18 protein-coding genes and 1 riboswitch are annotated in these 18,910 nt (G+C 36.1%); of the genes, 4 read left to right on the plus strand and 14 right to left on the minus strand.

Annotated features, from left to right (window positions below; genetic code table 11):
• The first annotated feature begins 513 nt into the window (after positions 1-513).
• Positions 514-1,602 carry a non-hydrolyzing UDP-N-acetylglucosamine 2-epimerase gene (wecB, locus tag AAHB15_RS26915; protein WP_335572444.1) on the plus strand — a complete coding sequence of 363 codons (1,089 nt, stop codon included), beginning with the start codon at positions 514-516 and terminating at the stop codon, positions 1,600-1,602.
• Between the two features lie 460 nt (positions 1,603-2,062).
• Here the strand turns inward: wecB (AAHB15_RS26915) and AAHB15_RS26920 are convergent, their stop codons facing one another.
• The 8 genes from AAHB15_RS26920 to AAHB15_RS26955 form a co-directional block, all read right to left on the minus strand.
• Complete coding sequence (locus AAHB15_RS26920; RefSeq protein ID WP_342043678.1) at positions 2,063-3,349, minus strand: nucleotide sugar dehydrogenase; 1,287 nt, start codon at positions 3,347-3,349, stop codon at positions 2,063-2,065.
• Positions 3,350-3,622: 273 nt separating this feature from the next.
• On the minus strand, positions 3,623-4,714 hold the full coding sequence (gene wecB, locus AAHB15_RS26925) for a non-hydrolyzing UDP-N-acetylglucosamine 2-epimerase (protein WP_335572446.1): 1,092 nt from the start codon (positions 4,712-4,714) through the stop codon (positions 3,623-3,625).
• Between the two features lie 12 nt (positions 4,715-4,726).
• Positions 4,727-5,413 (minus strand): glycosyltransferase family A protein, encoded by a 687-nt coding sequence (locus AAHB15_RS26930; RefSeq protein ID WP_342043679.1) that lies wholly within the window; start codon positions 5,411-5,413, stop codon positions 4,727-4,729.
• 39 nt (positions 5,414-5,452) lie between these two features.
• Entirely contained in the window at positions 5,453-6,313 is an 861-nt protein-coding gene (locus AAHB15_RS26935; protein WP_335572448.1) for a dTDP-4-dehydrorhamnose reductase family protein, read from the minus strand.
• Positions 6,313-7,299 (minus strand): polysaccharide biosynthesis protein, encoded by a 987-nt coding sequence (locus AAHB15_RS26940; RefSeq protein WP_342043680.1) that lies wholly within the window; start codon positions 7,297-7,299, stop codon positions 6,313-6,315. The genes AAHB15_RS26935 and AAHB15_RS26940 overlap by 1 nt, the downstream gene beginning before the upstream one ends.
• A 45-nt stretch (positions 7,300-7,344) precedes the next feature.
• Positions 7,345-9,012, minus strand: coding sequence for a glycosyltransferase family protein (locus tag AAHB15_RS26945; protein WP_342043681.1), 1,668 nt, complete (start codon positions 9,010-9,012; stop codon positions 7,345-7,347).
• 7 nt (positions 9,013-9,019) lie between these two features.
• Positions 9,020-9,742: a class I SAM-dependent methyltransferase gene (locus AAHB15_RS26950; protein WP_335572451.1), complete on the minus strand. Its 723-nt coding sequence runs from the start codon at positions 9,740-9,742 to the stop codon at positions 9,020-9,022.
• 748 nt (positions 9,743-10,490) lie between these two features.
• Positions 10,491-10,637, minus strand: a complete 147-nt coding sequence (locus tag AAHB15_RS26955; RefSeq protein WP_335572452.1) for a hypothetical protein — start codon at positions 10,635-10,637, stop codon at positions 10,491-10,493.
• A gap of 140 nt (positions 10,638-10,777) precedes the next feature.
• On the opposite strand from AAHB15_RS26955, the gene AAHB15_RS26960 reads away from it, so the two are divergent.
• A complete protein-coding gene (locus tag AAHB15_RS26960; protein ID WP_335572453.1) occupies positions 10,778-10,972 on the plus strand; it encodes an acyltransferase in 195 nt (64 codons plus the stop codon).
• Positions 10,973-11,000: 28 nt separating this feature from the next.
• On the opposite strand, the gene AAHB15_RS26965 is transcribed toward AAHB15_RS26960, so the two are convergent.
• The gene (locus AAHB15_RS26965) at positions 11,001-11,165 is read right to left on the minus strand and encodes a hypothetical protein (RefSeq protein WP_251572959.1); all 165 of its coding nucleotides are present in this window, start codon (positions 11,163-11,165) and stop codon (positions 11,001-11,003) included.
• A gap of 49 nt (positions 11,166-11,214) precedes the next feature.
• A riboswitch (cyclic di-GMP riboswitch) is annotated at positions 11,215-11,301 on the minus strand.
• 172 nt (positions 11,302-11,473) lie between these two features.
• Here AAHB15_RS26965 and AAHB15_RS26970 point away from each other — a divergent pair.
• Positions 11,474-12,220, plus strand: coding sequence for a M15 family metallopeptidase (locus tag AAHB15_RS26970; protein WP_342043682.1), 747 nt, complete (start codon positions 11,474-11,476; stop codon positions 12,218-12,220).
• Positions 12,221-12,405: 185 nt separating this feature from the next.
• On the opposite strand, the gene AAHB15_RS26975 is transcribed toward AAHB15_RS26970, so the two are convergent.
• The 5 genes from AAHB15_RS26975 to AAHB15_RS26995 form a co-directional block, all read right to left on the minus strand.
• Positions 12,406-13,602, minus strand: a complete 1,197-nt coding sequence (locus tag AAHB15_RS26975; RefSeq protein WP_335572455.1) for a toxic anion resistance protein — start codon at positions 13,600-13,602, stop codon at positions 12,406-12,408.
• On the minus strand, positions 13,599-14,255 hold the full coding sequence (locus AAHB15_RS26980; RefSeq protein WP_335572456.1) for a 5-bromo-4-chloroindolyl phosphate hydrolysis family protein: 657 nt from the start codon (positions 14,253-14,255) through the stop codon (positions 13,599-13,601). Before AAHB15_RS26980 ends, AAHB15_RS26975 begins: the two co-directional genes overlap by 4 nt.
• Positions 14,256-14,796: 541 nt before the next feature.
• A complete protein-coding gene (gloA2, locus tag AAHB15_RS26985; protein ID WP_335572457.1) occupies positions 14,797-15,183 on the minus strand; it encodes an SMU1112c/YaeR family gloxylase I-like metalloprotein in 387 nt (128 codons plus the stop codon).
• Positions 15,184-15,302: 119 nt separating this feature from the next.
• Positions 15,303-17,288: a glycosyltransferase gene (locus tag AAHB15_RS26990; protein WP_335572458.1), complete on the minus strand. Its 1,986-nt coding sequence runs from the start codon at positions 17,286-17,288 to the stop codon at positions 15,303-15,305.
• 33 nt (positions 17,289-17,321) lie between these two features.
• Positions 17,322-18,125 (minus strand): UTP--glucose-1-phosphate uridylyltransferase, encoded by an 804-nt coding sequence (locus tag AAHB15_RS26995; protein WP_335572459.1) that lies wholly within the window; start codon positions 18,123-18,125, stop codon positions 17,322-17,324.
• 310 nt (positions 18,126-18,435) lie between these two features.
• On the opposite strand from AAHB15_RS26995, the gene AAHB15_RS27000 reads away from it, so the two are divergent.
• Complete coding sequence (locus tag AAHB15_RS27000) at positions 18,436-18,852, plus strand: ATP-binding protein (protein WP_335572469.1); 417 nt, start codon at positions 18,436-18,438, stop codon at positions 18,850-18,852.
• The last annotated feature ends 58 nt before the right edge of the window (positions 18,853-18,910 follow it).

Genomic DNA, 18,910 nt, shown 5'->3' on the forward strand with positions numbered 1-18,910 from the left:
GTTCATCACCAAAAGGCAACTTAATTACTATACCATGTGAAATTATTAAAGTCAATAACTTTTTCTTCTTATTCCATCCCTTTACTGAGGACTTTTTTTATATTACAGAAGATTGATAGATTAGTCAATACTTTTCCTGAATAATTATATTAATAAAAAAACGACTTAAATACCTCCACAAGTTAAGATTCTTAACTTAGACTTCCTCTCGGCCAAATTAACAGGTTCTTATGATCTTTCGCTCCTATGTTACTTTCAAGAAAAAACCCTTATCAAAATACAAATGGCATATGGGTTATTTTTTCACTTTTTTCATTTTTTCGTATAAGCCCAATCATGCCTGTCCTAAGATTCATATATTATACTGTAGTAATAATTTGTAAGGAGAACGAAAAAAATAACCATAGATTATTATGAAAAATTAATAGTTGATAGGTTACTAATTATACCTTTCTTGATTCGATCCATATATATAATCTAAGGGATAAAAATACATGATTTTAGGAGGTAAACATGAAAATTGCTGTCGTGGTTGGGACAAGACCCGAATTAATTAAAATGGCCATTTTAATTAAAAGATTAAAGGAATTAAATGAAGACCACTTATTCATTCACTCTGGACAGCACTATGACTACTTTATGGATGGGACAGTAATCGATAACTTTTCCCTGCCTCAGCCGGATTACAATCTAAAAGTCGGTTCTGGATCACATGCTATAACAACATCTAAAGTTATGAAGGGTGTAGAAGAAATAATTGATAAAGAAAAAATCGACACCATTATCGTACATGGGGATACCAATACAACGCTTGGAGCCAGTCTTGCAGCAGTAAAAATGAATATTAAAATCGCGCATGTTGAAGCAGGTCTCCGAAGTTTTGATCGAGGAATGCCCGAAGAAATTAATCGACTTTTAGTCGATCACATAGCAAATTATTTATTTACACCAACAGATATTGCAAGTGAGAATTTGAAAAAAGAAGGTATTACAAATGGAGTCTATAGGGTGGGACAAACTCTAGTGGACGCTTTGGATTATGTTAGTAAAAATTTTGAGTCGATTGATTTTTTAAACTCTTTGTCTTTAGAATCCAAGAATTTTTACTTTGTCACTGTACATCGACAGGAGAATACAGATGATCCATTACGCCTTCAGTCAATTCTAAAAGCACTTCGTTATATTGCAGATCAATCAAATAATCCAATTGTGTTTTCGCTTCATCCAAGAACTAAGAGAAAAATAATAGATTATCACCTATTTCATCTCATTCAGTCTAAAAACATAATGATCCTAGATCCACCTACTAATTTTATAAACTCTGTCTTACTTCAAAAAAATGCAAAAGCAGTTTTAACGGATAGCGGCGGACTACAAGAGGAATCATGTATTCTTGGTACTCCATGTATAACTTTAAGAGAGAATACAGAAAGACCAGAGACAATTGAATGTGGAGCTAATAGATTGGCAGGCTATTCCACTGATAAACTAATTCATATTGTAAATACTATTGACAGTGACAACAAAATTTGGAGCCATCCATATGGAAATTGCGGAGTTAGTCAAAAAGTGCTAGAAATTATCAATAATACACATAAATGATTAGCAAATTAAATAATTAACAATCACCAGCCGGCATTATTCCTATATACACGAGGATCTGTGCCGTTTTTTTGTGAATAGTTATTCGTTAGGATTTTTCCTGAAAGTATGAGTGTTTTGTCAGACTAACCTAATAAATAAGACAATAGAAAACACCTCCTAAATGGTGCACTATAATAAGTCCATTTATAGGAGGTGTATAGTATGAGAGAAACGTGTATAAAAGTAAAATTAAATCAGATGCGAGGAAAAATAATCAAATAACCTATTTTCAGATGGAGTATCAAATATTAAAAAAGTATTTAGAGATGAAAAAGGAGTGGATAAAAGATTAGTGGTACAGTTAGTTGGGGCATTAAAGAAGAAGTACACTATTATAGCGGTACAGAGAATTATTGAGGGCAACCTCTATCTTTATAGATTAATCACTTGTAATGGGAGTTGTCCGTTAATTTATTGATTACGCTCCGTCCTGTAATTCTCCTTCCCTTTTTATGAACTCGAATAAATTCCCAAAATTAATCAATTCAACGGTTTCGTCAACCCATTCCACGATACCCTTCGTGTCGAAAACACGGGCATGATTCATGTCTGAAAATTTTACACCCGATAATCTAATAAACTCGTTATGATCAGTTAAAACTACTATTAAATCACTATTCACCACAGCTTTATTTATATCCTTCTCAACAAAAGGCATCGACACATGTGGATCATAAACGCGGATTTCATAGGTCTCCAGTGCCATTAACTTCTTATAAATAGACAACGCAGGACTCTCTCGGATGTCATCAATATTCCCTTTATAAGTTAGTCCAAAAATAGTTATGACCGACCCTTCTATTTCTTTCATAAGGTGAAGAATAATGTTTGTCACATAATCAGGCATAGTAGAATTAATTTCACGCGATAGGCCAATTAGCTTTGCTGTTTGGGGAGATTTAGACACAATAAAATATGGGTCGACCGCAAGGCAATGTCCCCCAACACCAGGCCCAGGCTGATGGATATTTACACGTGGATGCTTATTTGCGATACGAATCACATCATATACATTAATGCTTAATTCATGACAAATCTTGGATAATTCATTTGCTAATGCAATGTTGACATCACGAAAAGTATTTTCCATTACCTTTGCCATTTCAGCTGTTTTCGCATCCGTCTTAATGATCTCCCCATTAACAAAAGTTTGATACATTTGACATGCTCTTTCTGTACATGAAGGCGTTATTCCCCCTATAATGCGATTGTTATTTATTAACTCAGATAGGATTCTCCCTGGTAACACTCTTTCAGGACAATGTGCTAAAAATAAAGTAGACCCAATTACATATCCTTCGTTCTCTAATACCGGTTTTATTTCATCCTCCATACTTCTAGGAGCAATTGTAGATTCTACAATAATGAGGTTCCCCTCTTGAATGTAAGGCAGTAGTGATCGAAGGGCCGCTTTTACATAGCTCAGATCACATTCTTTTGTTTCACCTTTTTTAAAAGGAGTTGGCACCGCTATAATAAACGCATCTGCTGCTTCTGGTGTTTGTGATACCTTCCATGTCCCCTTGTTCCGTACTTCATCATAGACCGTTTGTAATCCAGGTTCTTCTATCGGAACTCGCCCCTCTTTCAAGGTCTGAATGACTGCTGGATTAATATCTACTCCTATTACCTCAAAACCCGATTGAGCAAAGATGATTGCAGTTGGTAATCCTATATATCCCAAACCTACTATACATACCTTCATTTTGTTCCTCCTTAACAATTTATCTATTAAAACCTACTATAAATCTAAAATAACTACTTTGTTGTTATGGCAAGGACCCTAGTTCCTCTATTACTGATTTCAAGAATAATTATTCTCCGGACATATCCATTTTAAATAAATTATGGATAGTCAGAGAGAATACGGTACAACGTTTGTCCACTGTAACGTAATGTTTTCTTCTCCATTCCTAACGATTATTAAAAAAGCCGCTGGGACACGGGGGGTTGTGCAAGCGACTTTTAGTAGGCATCACTAGTGGCGAAGACCTCCAAGTATAAAATGAAGGATTTTTTCAGAAACATTTGGATCCGTGTACCCTTCAGGCATTTCCCAATCCGTTTTTGCATTCATCATCAGTTCCACAGATCTTACAATATTTTCGACATCCAATCCAGATACAACGTTGCTGCCGCACATAACAGTTTCAGGCCGTTCCGTGCTGTTTCTGATGGTGACTGACGGAACTCTCATGATGCAGCTTTCTTCTTGGACCGTTCCACTGTCGGTAATCACGCATTTAGCATTTTGCTGCAGCCAAATAAAATCAAAAAATCCAAACGGTTCACAAAATTTCACTAAGGGATCATTATTTGCGATACCGAAATTTTTCAACCTATCTCTAGTTCTTGGATGGACACTACACACGATTGGGATACTATACTTTTTAGCAATCAACGATAGGCTTGCTATAATATTATTTAGTTTTTGCTTGTTGTCGACGTTCTCCGCTCTGTGGGCCGTGACCACAATATATTGTTTACTTTGTAAGTTCAATTCGCTTAATATTTTGCTGTTAGCTATCTCGTCACGAAAGTTAGTTAATACTTCAAATATTGGGTTTCCTGAGACCCAAACTCTTTGAGGGTCAATTCCTTCCCGTATTAAGTTTTCCTTGGAGATTTTAGTGTAGGGAAGGTTAAAGGAAGATATGGCATCTATGACCTTTCGGTTTATTTCTTCTGGAACGGAATGGTCGAAACAGCGATTTCCTGCTTCCATGTGATACACAGGTATACCATATCTTTCACCCAGAAAAGCACAGAGTGCACTATTGGTATCCCCGAGAACCAGCATTTTATCAGGCCTATGTTGCATAATTATTTGTTCCACTCCAGTAAAGATCTCTCCTAATTGCGCTCCAATAGAATAGTTCGATAATTGTAAATAATAATCCGGCTTCCGAACTTTAAGTTGTTCAAAAAAAATGTCGCTTAGTTTTTCATCATAATTTTGGCCAGTGTGAACTAGTAAATGTTTATCCGCATATTGATCAAGTTTAGTAATAATCTTGCTTAAGCGTATAATTTCTGGCCTTGTACCCAGAACTGTCATTATTTTCAACATCCTGACCTCCTGTTAGTTTTTAAATTGCTTCAATATTTCCATCGCTTCTTGTTCTGCTAATATACTATTTTTTTTAGAAATGATTTTCGGAAGGGTATTTTTTTGATGGATTATATTAAGGAAGTTTCTCTTTTGGATAATTTCATGCTTCAGGGTTATTGCTCCTGCGTGGCCACCAGGAAGTGTATAACGCTTTCCTTGTATATAATCTTTGACGTTATAAACAAGAGTATAAAACTGAGGTGACTCATAGTGAATAACTGCCACCTGCTGGGTGGTGATATCATACAAATATCCATTTTGATTAATAATTACTTCAGTTTCAGGTTTGTGCCGAAACTTATGCAATTGATCGATATATGTTTTATGGTACATATCATCTGAATCAATTCTGACTAAATATAAGTAATCAAAACCTTTTATATTTTGTGATAAAATTTGATGGAACTCTTTTTTTCCAGTAAATATAATATTATTGGGCAATTTTTCATATTTTGAAATTGCATTTTCTATAAGCTGCTTTGTTGAATCCTCATAGCGGACTAAGGTTAAAAAATCTTGATTTGTTTGCGATTTTAAGCTTTGTACCGTGTATTTCATAAATAAATCTATTCTATTATTTATCCATTCCTCGGTTAAACGATCATTAGTAAACCCAAACGTATTAAAAGCAATATGGACAATTATTTTTTTCTTCATTGAATCAATTCCTTTCATCTTGGAAGTTGCTTTTAAGGCTTAACGAAAGTATTGGTGATATAAATGACAATGTTTCTGCATCCATTTATAAAGCTCACTAATCATGTCTTTATAATCTTTAGGGACAAATGGTATATCTTTTCTGGTCATTACCAAACTCTTATCTGATATGATTTGATCATCAGGGAGGATTGTTACATCCTTTTTTGCAAAATTGACTTTTAACAGATTCAAAAGATCATATTTTGATATTTTGTTTTTTGATGTCAAATGAATTAGCCCACTAACTGGATTAGCAAGTATCCTCTCGATGGTCTTTGCAAGCTCCAATGTAGTGATTCCATTCCAGAAAACTTTTTTATATCCCTTAACTTGTCCAGTTTGGTGCATGAACCAATGGAACAGCCCGATCCCATCACTTTTTAGCTCCGGCCCGATGATGGATGTTCTGATGGTTAGATTTTTTGAATCCACAATTTCACCAAGACTTTTTGTTTGTGCGTAGACAGAACTTCCATCCTTAGCATCTTGTTCACCATAGTCACCCTTGCTTCCTGAGAAAACACAATCCGTACTTATGTGAATCAAGTAAAAATTTAATTGATAGCTTAATTTCGCTAAAAACTGAGGCAAAATACTATTGACGGTAATAGAATCAAGAACATTCTGAGCCGCTGAATCATTTAAAATTCCAACGGCATTTATAACTACATTGGGTTGGAGGTGTTCTATAGTCCTTTTAACAGCATCTCGGTTTCTTACATCCAAAATAACGGAATTTGCATTTGATTCATCTATTTTCCTGGTTGTCCACCATACTTCATGCTGTTTTTGTCCTGAAAAATATTCTTTTATGAGATGACCGGCCATGCCAGTACCGCCTAAAACTAGGATTTTCATTAAATAAATCCACCTAACTTTAACATTTCGGCAATCTCTTTTTTGGACATTAAAAAGTCATTGGATTGGTATCGTGTAAAGCTAACCTTTTCATAACGATTATATTTATTGACTAGGTTTTGTGAAGGATTGGAGGGAAGGATAACATAGTATTGTGAATCATATTGATGAGTAAACGGAGCTTCGTGTGCAGCGACTAGTACCTCATGCAATTTTTCCCCGGGGCGGATGCCTATTTCTTTAATGGTTACTGGTTTTGTTGCGAGTTCTTCAATCATTACTTCCGCAAGATCCAAGATATTGCAAGCTTTCATTTTCATAACATAAATTTCGCCGCCAATTGTTTCTTCTGTAGCCTTAAGTAAGAGTTCAATGGCTTCTCCAACAGTTAAAAAGTATCTTGTCATCTCCTTTAGAGTAATCGTAATATCATCGCCATCTTCAATCATCTTTTTGAAAAGCGGGACTACACTTCCATTTGTCCCTAACACATTACCGCCTCTAATACAAACGAATTCCGTATGATTACTTTCTCCATTTGCCTTCAGCATGAGTTTTTCTCCTAAAGATTTGGTCATCCCATAAAAATTAATAGGATCAACCGCTTTATCTGTTGATACATCAATTACTTTTTTCACTTTATTAGCAATACTTGCTTTTATAACATTCTCAGTTCCTATTACATTTGTTTTCATTGCTTCTTCAGGCTGATATTCACAGATGGGTACGTGCTTCAATGCAGCTAAATGAAATAAATAGTCAATACCTTCACATGCTTTTTCTAATGCTGCATAATCCCTTACGTCTCCAATAATAAATTTTAGTGAAGGATGATTATTAAATTTTCTTTGCATTGTCACTTGGTTAAATTCATTTCTTGAAAAAATCCTTATTTCCTCAGGTTTTTTTAAAAGAAGTTGTTTGGTAAGCTCATTTCCCCATGAGCCGCTACCACCAGTAATTAGAATTTTTTTGTTTTCAAACATGGTAACCCTCCCTATAAAAGATAAAAACTTTTTGAATTTTGCTTTCTAAATTTCAACGTATTCCTCAGGTTTACTGAGTTTGTCCATTTTTTCAACACTACCATTTTTCAGATTAATAACTCTTGCGTTGTTATACCGTAGAAAATTAAACATATCACTTGAATATATTTTTACTTTTAAAGTCTGACAAGCATTAAAAAAACTTTTATCAATTTCTAGTTCATACTTTAGATCCTCTTGAAACATTATCTTTTTCATAATGTCCTTCTTACAAATAAAAGCCGATCCATGGACATTTTTCACAAACTTATTTTCTTTCTTTTCAAAAATCTTGATTAACGTATCCTTTTGGCTCAAATATTCAAAATAAGCGCCTTTGCCTACTAAATCCGCACCAGAATATTCGAATGCATGCATCAAGTCCTCTACATAGTGAGACCCATAATAGCAATTTTCGTGTATTTTCGATACAAAATTGTAAGTGGCGTTCTTTATCGCAATGTTATAACACTTTCCGATTGTGCTCTCAAGTGGAAGGTTTATAAACTTGATTGAAGTATCTCTACCACATAAAGCTTTTGATTTTAAAAAAGAGTCCCGATCCCATCCTTTTGTTACGATGATTAATTCAGTCGGATTCCAGGTTTGGTTCCAATAGCATTTGAGTAATGCATCTAGTTTCTCGGGGGAGGATAAATGGCAAAATAACGTGACTCCTCTAGATGCTTGTTCCATTTTAATGCCGATTTTATCTAAAATTTCATTTAATCTATGTCTATATAAATGTTTTGAATAGATTTGTCTAATTCCACGCAAGCTATATTCTCTACTTAAATGAGTATTGGTAAGAAAATTCTTAATTGCTTCTTTAACTTCCATTTCATTCCTGCATAATGGCACAACGTCCGAAAACATATTTTCTAATGCTTTAGAATAAGAACTCACTACGTTTGTTCCGCATGCCAGTAATTCGCACACCCTTCTTGAAAACATAGTAGAACTATTCTTAACTGAATTGACATTTAAAAATATTTTGTACTTTTTATAATATTCGCACAAATCAGTATAATCTAATGTTCCTACTACATTAGTTTGGAATTCTTCGGGAAAATGATAATTCTTGACAAGGAACATTCTGTCATAAATGTCTAACCCAAAAGGCTTTGCCGCACTCAATAACATTTTCATATCTATCATCCGTTCAGGATGTTTATTAGGATAATAGGTTCCCGCGAAAGCAATATTTTTCTTTTCTGCAAGTTGGCTATTAATAGGATTATGCAATTGAGGCTGAGCTGCAAAGGGTAAACAAAAAATGTTATTATGCCCTACATACTTTCTATATTTTGGGATACTTTCTTGATCTGTTGTAAAAATATAATCAAATAATTTTGCTGTATCTATAAAATATTCAAAATTGGGCGGGTCTTCTTTATTCCAGAAAACCGTTATGATTTTATTTTGTTTGCAATAATTAATCAACTCTTGTATTACGGATGGTACGTAATACGATTTTACATTAGCTATTTTATTACGCCATTCCTTATCCACTCCTTTCCAAGCAGATTCTACCAGTAAGAGTGACGGTTTTAATTGTATTAATTGCTCTTTCCATGTATTAACTTTCAATTGTTCTAGTTCACATTCATGCTTGAACCCCTCATAACTAAATTCATCAAGTATACAGGCTATCCTTAGATTTTTATTTTGCATTTTATCACTAATCCTTACGTTTTTGTCTTTCCATTAAATCATTCAAACGATCTTGGAGGATTTTAATTTTTTGATTTAATTCTTTCTCCCTTTCAAAAAAGGCAGATTCAGCAAAAGTTACTGCTTTAACTGGTACATAAGTAAGTGCTTCCTCGACTTTTTTTGTACGTTTCTTTAATACTACACATAACCATTTACCGATAATTTTCGTTTTTTTAATTGTAAAAAAAGGATGAGTTTGTTTTAGCAGATTGAAAAGATAATAGGTTTGTTTATGATCTGGATGATTGTTAATTCCAAAAGGAACAGTAACTATTAAACAACCATTTTTCTTTAATCCCCCCCAAACCTTTTCCACAACTAATTCTGGTTGGATAAAATGTTCAAGGACTTCCCCCAATATTACGGTATCAAATTGGATATCAAAATTGTATGTTAACACGTTAGCATGAATAAAAGTTACATTAGCTCTTGTGTCAGGCTCTTCTTTTTCCAATTCTTTATTTGCATACTCTATTGCTTGCTCTTCTCTATCAATACCTGTGACTTTGAAGGCTTGTCTCCCCAGTAGGATAGAAGTAATCCCCTGGCTGCAGCCGACATCAAGAATATATTCCCCTCTAACCCTTTCGCAAATCCACAGGATTCGTTCTCTTAAAAGCTGCTGAGTTCTTTCGTTAAATAACGAACCATAATAAACTTCATTAACTCTATCATGATTTTGATCCATGAGCCTCCCCCTTTCTTCATTTACTGTTCTCATAATTGTAATTGGTTTACATAGTTTTTAGATGGCCCAAAAAACTATGGTTTTATATCGTTAAAATCTCTATATTTATATGTATATAAAGCTTTGTCGTACACGGCTATCTGCCTTATTTTAAAAAAATGGATGATTTCTTGTTCTCTTGATCCCCGTCTTTGAGCAGACCGTGCGGCCCGTTCAAACTATCCAGTTCAGTTCTAAAATGCAAGCAAGTGGTAAAGCTTGAGGTCATGCCAAAAGTACGCGAGCTGGTAACGGATATGCAGGGGTCGCGATTACTAAAGAACTGATACAGCTTCCCATAATCCGCCCCACCTTCTACTTTCTTGCTTTTATTTTATGATGACGGGAGGATGATTTTTAGTAAGCAATGTCACCAATGTAAGATGACAAATGTCATTTTGTTTTTTGAATATAGGTATAAAGACCAGGTAGGTTTGCGAAATGAAAGGGTTTTTTTCACAGGTTATTAACATATTGGGAGAGGCTATCCACAATTAGAGGTAAGATATCAACAGTTTCCCACTATTTATTCACAGTTTATGTGGATATCTTCTGAATTTTTAGTGGTTTCTCAAAAGTGTATTTAGTTGCCCACAAATAAAACTGAATTATTCACTAAATTCACAATTTTATCCACATTTTCAAGGTGTCTATCCACATTTCACTCCGATTTGTCCACAAAAAAACCTAGATATAGATCTAGGTCTTTTCACTCACTTTGTTGTTGTTCATCTTGGCTTGCTGACCCGTTAGTTTGTTCAACAATTTCTGTTAGTTCACCAGTATCACCCTTTGCGTTAATAATCTCGAAGATCTGATTAAGACCTTGACTTGTTTCATCATTAATTTTTTTCATGTAGTTCTCTCCTTTTTTATGACTATTTTCCTCTTTTGAGGGATGTCGAAAACATTCTTGTCCACCTTGACAATTTTCTTCTATTTTCACTTTTAGTATTTGCTATTCTTTAAAGAAATACTAGATGAGGGGGCAAATTAATGTACTTTGAATCATTGTTAGATGCCGTACTAGGAGAACGACAAATATTCCATATTATCGAATGCCCTGTCTGTGGCTTTGAAGAAATTTATTATGAGCATAGCGTGACAAAGAGATTAATTGGCCGTGCCTGCCGCAATTGTAACTTTGTTCAAAGGTTTGAAAAAATAGAAAAGCCTAGGATTGGTTCCTAGGCTTCTCTACTTCAATCATTTTTATGGTTTACATTTTTAAGCCAATTTCGACTGCCTTACTGTTGTGGTATAGTGCTTTGACTTTTAGCTTCATTCTAAGCTCCTCGTTTAGGCAATCCTGCTGCAACAGTTGATGGTGCCGATGCTGGAATAAATGATAGTAGTATTTGATTTTTATTAACAGTTTTAACACATGAAAACCTCCTAAATGTTGTTTACATAAACCGCAGGAGTTTGTCGTGTTCGGTAACTGGCGAGCATCGTCTAGAAAAACCTTAGCCCCTGTAGTTTTGCGTCACCATTTTTCAATGGTTTTGCCGTTTCGTACGATTTATGTGCTTATAAAAACTATAAGGAACGTATTTAGAAAATAAAAGAGGCTTTGGTCCCATCATTCCGTATCGCATTCAAAGACACCGCTTTAGTGGATGTAGACGTTTTAAAGTCTTTCATTGTGTCAATGATATTAAGGAAGTGAATTTGTTAAAAAGGACGTTAACTATGACAAAACTACCTTTATTGATAGTCTTTATGATGGTAATTGGATCCCCGCTTGCCGGCTGCTCATTGAAACAGAATTTTGTTGAAAGTCAGCCGACTGCTCCCAGTAAAAATGTGATGAATGCGAAGAATTTAAACAATAAGAAGAGTATTGAGGTTGTCGCCAATCCCTCAGCCATACCGGTCCTAGTTAATAAGTATAATAAGCTGCCCGATAGTTATAAACCGAGTGATTTAGTTGACCCTGACATCCCGTTTATTTTTAAAGAGAGAGTGGAAAAACGGTTGATGCGAAGCAGCGCGGCCCGAGCAATTGAAAAATTGTTTTTCGGGGCGAAGCAAGATGGAGTCAGCCTCCTTGGTGTTTCTGCATATCGTTCTCATGCTGTCCAAACCGCTTTGTTCAATCACTATGTAAGTATTGATGGGGTTAAAGCAGCAAAGACTTATAGTGCTGTGCCAGGCACTAGCGAGCATGAGACAGGCCTTGCTATTGATGTAACAGGCGGTGACGGAAAATGTGCGGCCGAGGATTGTTTTGCGGGGACAGCTGCTGCCAAGTGGCTGGAGAAACATGCAGACGAGTTTGGCTTTATCATCCGCTATCCAAAAGGAAAAGATGATATTACAGGCTACCAATATGAACCATGGCACCTCCGCTATGTCGGCAAAAAAGCGGCACAGGAAATCACGAGTCGAAAAATCACTCTAGAAGAATACCAAGAAACAATCCAGGTAAATAACTAGCACTAGCGGTGCCTGTCACCATTTCTAATACCCTAGTAGGGGGAATGGTGACAGGCACCATTTCTAATACCCTAGTAGGGGGAATGGTGACAGGCACCATTTCTAATCTCAATATAATAGAAAACGGGGGTCGCTGCTGCGTTTAGTTTGCAGTGGGGACCCCCGTTTTTCGAATCTCTGGAGTGCTATTCTTTAGTGTTATTTGTTGTTCCTTTTATTTCTAATAATTTTACGCGCAGGTCGTTTTCCATGTTGGCGAGTTCTTGTTCGGCGAGCCGGCGTTTGTGGCGGCCTTCTTCTTGAATCCGCATGGTTTCTTCTAATGTTGAAATTAAGCTTTCTTGGGTTTTCTTTAAAGTTTCAATATCAACGAGGCCGCGTTCATTTTCTTTCGCCGTTTCAATGGTATTGGTTTTTAACATTTCTGCATTTTTTAATAGAAGCTCATTGGTGGTCTTCGAAACCTGCTTTTGGGCTTCCACTGCATGCCGCTGCCGGATTAATGTTAACGCGATGGCTACTTGATTTTTCCATAAAGGAATCGCGGTCATAATTGATGACTGGATTTTTTCTACCAAGGCTTGGTTGGTATTTTGAATCAATCGAATTTGCGGCGCACTTTGAATCGTGATTTCCCGGCTTAATTTCAAGTCATGAAGACGCTTGTCTAATCGGTCGGCAAATTGAATCATATCATTGACTTCTTGAAACTTCATTTGGTCGTTGGCCGCTTCGGCTTCTTTTTTCAACTGCGGGATGATCTTTGTCTCCATTTCTTCGAGCTTGATTTCCCCAGCCGCAATATAAATATTAAGGGCATGAAAATATTCTTTATTGGTTTCATAAAGCTGTTCTAGCAACTTTATGTCTGATAAAAGCACATTTTTACTGCGGTCCAGCTTCACACTAATCCGGTCAATTTGCGCACCTGTTTTTTGGTATTTGGAAAGAACCTCTTGGATGGAGCCCGATATTTTTCCAAACATACGGGCAAATAAGGATGGCTTCCCATCCTTTAATTCATCTGGATTGACCTCATTCAACCTTTTCATTAAATCATTAATAATTTCGCCTATTTCCCCAACATCCTGTTTCTGTACATGCTCGAGCATCGTATGGGAGAACGATAACAGCTTTCCTTGGGCTTGGGTTCCGTAAGAAATCATCGCCTGGTGATTCGTCGGATCAATTTGCTCGGCAAGCTGGTAGGCCTTGGCCCTATTTTCCTCTGGAATCACATCTATCAATTTAACAGGCCTTGCTTCACTTGTTGACGGTGTCTGCTTTTTAGCAAGATCAAATGGTTCGGTATCACCAAAAGGATTGGCGAGAATATCATCTAACAAATCCCCTGACTTAGGGATCGGATTTTGTTCACTCATTTTAGCCACCTATTTTCTTCAGGAAATTTAAGTTCTTTTTTCTTTTGAATCGTATGTTTTGCGACATCTATTTCGAAATTTAACGTATCGATATCATCCGAAATAACCCGATATAAATCCTCTTCTACTACTTTAGATAATTCATTTAATGTTTTTCGAGTTTCAATGAGTGATTGGCCCATCTCGCTATTTTGTTTTGGCTGTGAAGAAAGGAAACTATATTTTTCTGTCAGCTCAACGAGTGAGTCAAGATGGGAAAAATAAAATTCTTCCGCCTGGTAGAATCGCTTCGGCTCTTTCGTAGTCATCTTGTGTATTTTTTTGGTGATTCGATTAATTTCAATTCGCTGCTTTACAGAATAAATATCACGAATCTTAAAGATGCTTTTATTCAAACGTTTCATTTTTAGCCTTGCCTCTTTTAGGTTCTTCTTAATATAGCGATATTCCTTCCTCGTAAGCTGATGCTTCTTTAAATAGCTGGTGTTTTGAAATAACGACAGAATCATATGGGTAAGAGCCCCGCCAAGGATCGCAAACAAGGTGGATGACCAGAATGTAAAATCGAGCGGGATATAACAGACAAGCCATGTAATGATAGTGACGGGAACAGCCACAAACGAGCGAATTAGGAATGCAACAATTGGGTTCATAATGGATCGACTCCTGACTTAATAATCCTTTATATAGATACGAAATAAGTAAATAAATGTTTCACAAACTTGAAAAACACCTTTCAAATTAGAAGAATATAACATTTACTACTTCCACAATACACGAAAAAACTCCTTCCTGCCATAGACCACAAACGGAAAGGAATCTAAGACTTAAGACGTATTTTTTATGGTGAAGGTTACATTTAGATGGTGGGATTCAACGGTAATCATTGTATTCGCAGTGCTAATGGTGACAGGCACCACTCGTGGGGGCCTTCTTCCTGTTTTGGTGTTAGTTGAGCCGAGTTCGGGCTGATACCCAAGAATTATTGGAGTTGGTTCATAGGCTATGGTGAAAATAGCGTAAATTGGAGAGAAGTATGGAATATTGTATTTTCATTATATAGATCCTATGCATCATCATGGAATGAACCAGCAGCTTAGGAGCCATCATCTTTTTGTGGGGAAATCTCATCTCGAGAACTCCCACCATTCCTAGTTGACCATAGTAGAAATGGTGACAGTCACCGTAGTTTTTTTACCGCTCATAAAGTTCAATGGGAAGGCCGTCAGGGTCTGCGAAGAAGGTGTATTTTTTGTTTGTGAACGGATCGACACGGATTGGTTCTACTGAAATATCATGCTTCACTAACTCAGCCACTTCTTCCTCTATATCCTCTACCTCAAAAGCTAAATGTCTTAACCCAACGGCTTCCGGACGATTCGGCCTCGCTGGCGGGTTTGGAAATGAAAACAGCTCGATTTGGTATTGTCCTCCGACTTCTAAATCCAGCTTATAGGACTCCCTTTCCTCTCGGTACACTTCTCTTATTGGTGTAAGACCTAAAATTCTTACATAAAAATCCTTTGATTTTTGGTAATCGGAACAAATGACAGCCACGTGATGAATCTTCTTTAAGTTCATATGCTTTATCCCCCTTATATAGTTATCATATCAAAACTCCTGCGCTCCAATTAATAGTATATAAAAAAAATGCCCCCATATGTGGAGGCTTTACTGAATCATTTATACTATGTTTTGATTTACTTATTAGTCGGAAAGACCTTATACCATTTATCCTTATCCAGTTCCCAATAAAATATTTTCTTTTCATCCTTAAACACAATGATATGTTCACCATTCGGAAGCTTACTTGCCATTATCGGATCTACATTCTCAAGGTTATAATTAGTTGGTCCATACCAAGGGAAGCTATCTTTATTGTTGTCTCGCAGCCAAAATCCAATTCCACCAGTTTTTAGTTTACAAATCACACCAAATTGACCTGAATTATTTTCAAAAAATATAGGATTTCCGATAACACCTTTAGCAAACGTCTTACTTTTATTCCATTTCCCATTAGGATCCTGATAATAGTGGACCAAGGAGGAACCTGATCGAACAACAATCTCTGAATTCCCAAATTTACTTTTAATTGGAAGAGACACTGAGTAATTATTCGAATTATCTTCATACCATGGGTATTCCTTACTTTTATACAGTTTTGTATTAAGTTCATGTTCCAAATTAAGGATTAGTTTCCTGACAGGATCAGCTTGATCTCGAATGACAGGATGACATAGACAACTATTCTCGGCTTTATTTAGATAGGAAATCATTTCTTTCACGGTAAAGTAAGGCCGATATCGTATCATCTTTTCGTCCATTTTGTTTGGATAGCTTTTTACCCTGAATCCTAGTTCCACAGCCATGTTTACGTAAAATACTTCATCCGTACCAAAAGAAATTGTTTCTATTAAAGCATTTTTTAACTTTTGTTTTCTTTCTGGATCTAGTAATGCTTTAACCACTGGTCTGGAAATTACCTGTCCCACATTGAAAACTCCGTAGAAGGGTTTGAGATTAAATATTGCTTTCCACCTTTTTCTATCTTTCTTAAGTTCATTTCCAATATACCATTCTTCTTCGGGAATTCGTAGCTTGACCGCCATATAGTCGGCATCCTTCATTTGAGCTTGAATAAATTCTTCATATCCCTTTTTAACGAACAGTGCATCGGAATCGATATTAATAAAATATTCATACTCAATTCCCAATTCTTCTAACCATTCCATTATTTCGATAAAATAAATGGTCGTCCATCCCCGCTCTAACTTACGGCTAGTTGGACAAACGGGCACACCTAACCCCTCACAAAGTGTTGGATCATTCCCCCCGTTGTATAATACCATTGTACTGTTGGGGCAATAGTATCGGACATTGTCAATTAACTGCTTGACTAAGTCCCTATCTTTATGAACAAGGATTGCAAAACATATTTTACTTTTTGGTGATTCTGGTAAAATATTTTTATAATTTTGATTTTGTTCTTGTTTACTATTCCGTTCCTCAATGAGCTTCTTCATTTTCTCCTTATTTCCGCTAGCACGTTCATAACGGCCAAGAAGTTTACCATTGGATTTACCGTTGGGATTTGTTTTATAGCTTGAAGCTGGGTGCCATAAATGAAATACTTTCCCTTCCAGATTTATTAGCTTGCCACAAATTGTCCGAGCTGCATGGGAAAAGGCATCATCTTCCCCGCCCCAACCAATAAATCGCTCATCAAAACCTCCGACTGCTTCGAAGTTTTCTCTAGAAATAACAAAGAGTTTTCCAGCAAAACCTTCATAGACCCAATTTGATTTATAATATTCTCCTGATTTTAAATCTAAGGGCCACTTTGGTTTTGTTTTAAGTAATCTCTTCGTACCATCGAACTCAACATTATAGACTTCTGTAAAAGGTACTACAAAACCACCTTTTTTGAGTACTTTTATTGCTTCCTCAATCAGGTTAGGATCATATACCACATCCGCATCCGCTACTACGAAAATATCTCTTGTGGCTTTTTTAGCTGCTAGGTTAACCGCCTTGGATTTATTAATTTCCTTGTCATTCATTAATCCTAAACATATCTCTGCTTCGGGCATAACACGTGCATAATACTGTTTAATCCATTCAAATGCCTTAGCTCTTGGGCCGGAATCCGACTGGAAAGGAATAATAATTGAAACTTTGTCTAACACAAAAACTCTCTCCTTTTATGGGATTTAGTCGATTTATTTTTTCATACTCATTATTTTCATGAGTTCTACATATTCCTCTAAATTACCAATATCGTAACGATCCCCAGATACGATTTTTCCATATATAGGTTCGATCCTCAGCAAAAATTTAATGGCATCTGTTAACTGAAGTTCTCCGTCAACACCTTCCGTTAGATCCTCTATACATTGAAAAATAGTTGGAGTAAGAATATATCTTCCGATAACAGCTAAATCTGAAGGGGGGTCTTGTTTAGGCTTTTCCACTATATTTTCAATTTGAATGAGATTAGTATTAGTAGCACCCTGGATAACTCCGTAGTTTTTTAATTGTTCTTGATTTACCTGTTTTAATCCTAAAACACTACTATTTGTCTCAGTATATACATCAATTAATTGTTTAAGAGCGGGGCTTCGATCGGATAAAACAAAATCATCTGGTAATAGAACTCCAAATGGTTCATCTCCTACAAATTCTTTTCCTAGTCGTATAGCGTCCCCTAGTCCCTTAGCATAATGTTGTTGGATATAAGTGATATCTATTTTTGGAAGTTCTAAATGTTTAAGCATATGTTCCTTATTATTGCTTTTTAAAAAGTCCTCTAACTCCACTGAACGGTCAAAGTAGTCCAAGATAGAATGTTTTGAATTGGAAATTATGATTAATAATTGTTCAATACCTGATTGAACCGCCTCCTCAACGATATGATGAATGGCCGGTTTTAAGCCTAAAGGAAACATTTCTTTAGGTATTGCTTTTGTAATAGGAAGATTCCTAGTACCGTATCCGGCGGCAGGGACAATTGCTTTCCTCACCATAAGTTTCCCTCTCCTTTTTTGTAATTTTGGAAAAATATAATCTTTCCAGAAGTATAGATTAATTACACTATACTGTTAGCTTTATGTATCTTGCTATGAAATGGAAACGGCTTGTATCACAGTTTCACCCAAAAATTAGTTATTCAAGAAAATAGCTTGTTACCGTCAGACAATACAGTTAATTTGTCCCTGTCAAATTTACTCTGACTTGCATTACATAAAGTAAGACACGATTACAGTTGGGTTGTTTGTCTAATAGAGTGCAGGCAAGAATCTGATAAGGGAGAGATGTGACTTGAAATTGGGTATTATGTGTGGGATGCCGCTTAGCGGAAAATCAACATACGCCAGATTGCTTCAAGACCAAGGGTGGGTTCGTGTATCTCTGGATGATATCAGGCTAGCTTTACATGGCGAAATTTATAAAGCAGAAGCAGAACCGCTCGTATGGGAAAGTGCCGAACTTATGGTCAGGTCTTTACTAAAAAGTGGACATAAGGTAATTGTTGATACTACAAATAGGACAAGGGGGCGTCGCAAAAGATGGATAAAGGTGGCTAAAGAGTTCGGACTTACATTAAGTATTTACTACGTTGATACGGACTACAAAACATGCAAAGAACGTAACAAACCGTTGAAACGACTATCTCAAGATGTATTAAAACAGATTTACAACGAATTTCAGACACCTACTCCAGATGAGGGGGAGATTATTATCGTAAATTAGTAAAAAACCTTGATCGGCAGTTTGGAATATAATTTGAAACTCCAGTATTCATTAAATT

It is taken from the genome of Bacillus sp. OTU2372, from assembly GCF_038440275.1.
GTDB classification, from domain to species: Bacteria; Bacillota; Bacilli; order Bacillales; family Cytobacillaceae; genus Neobacillus; species Neobacillus bataviensis_B.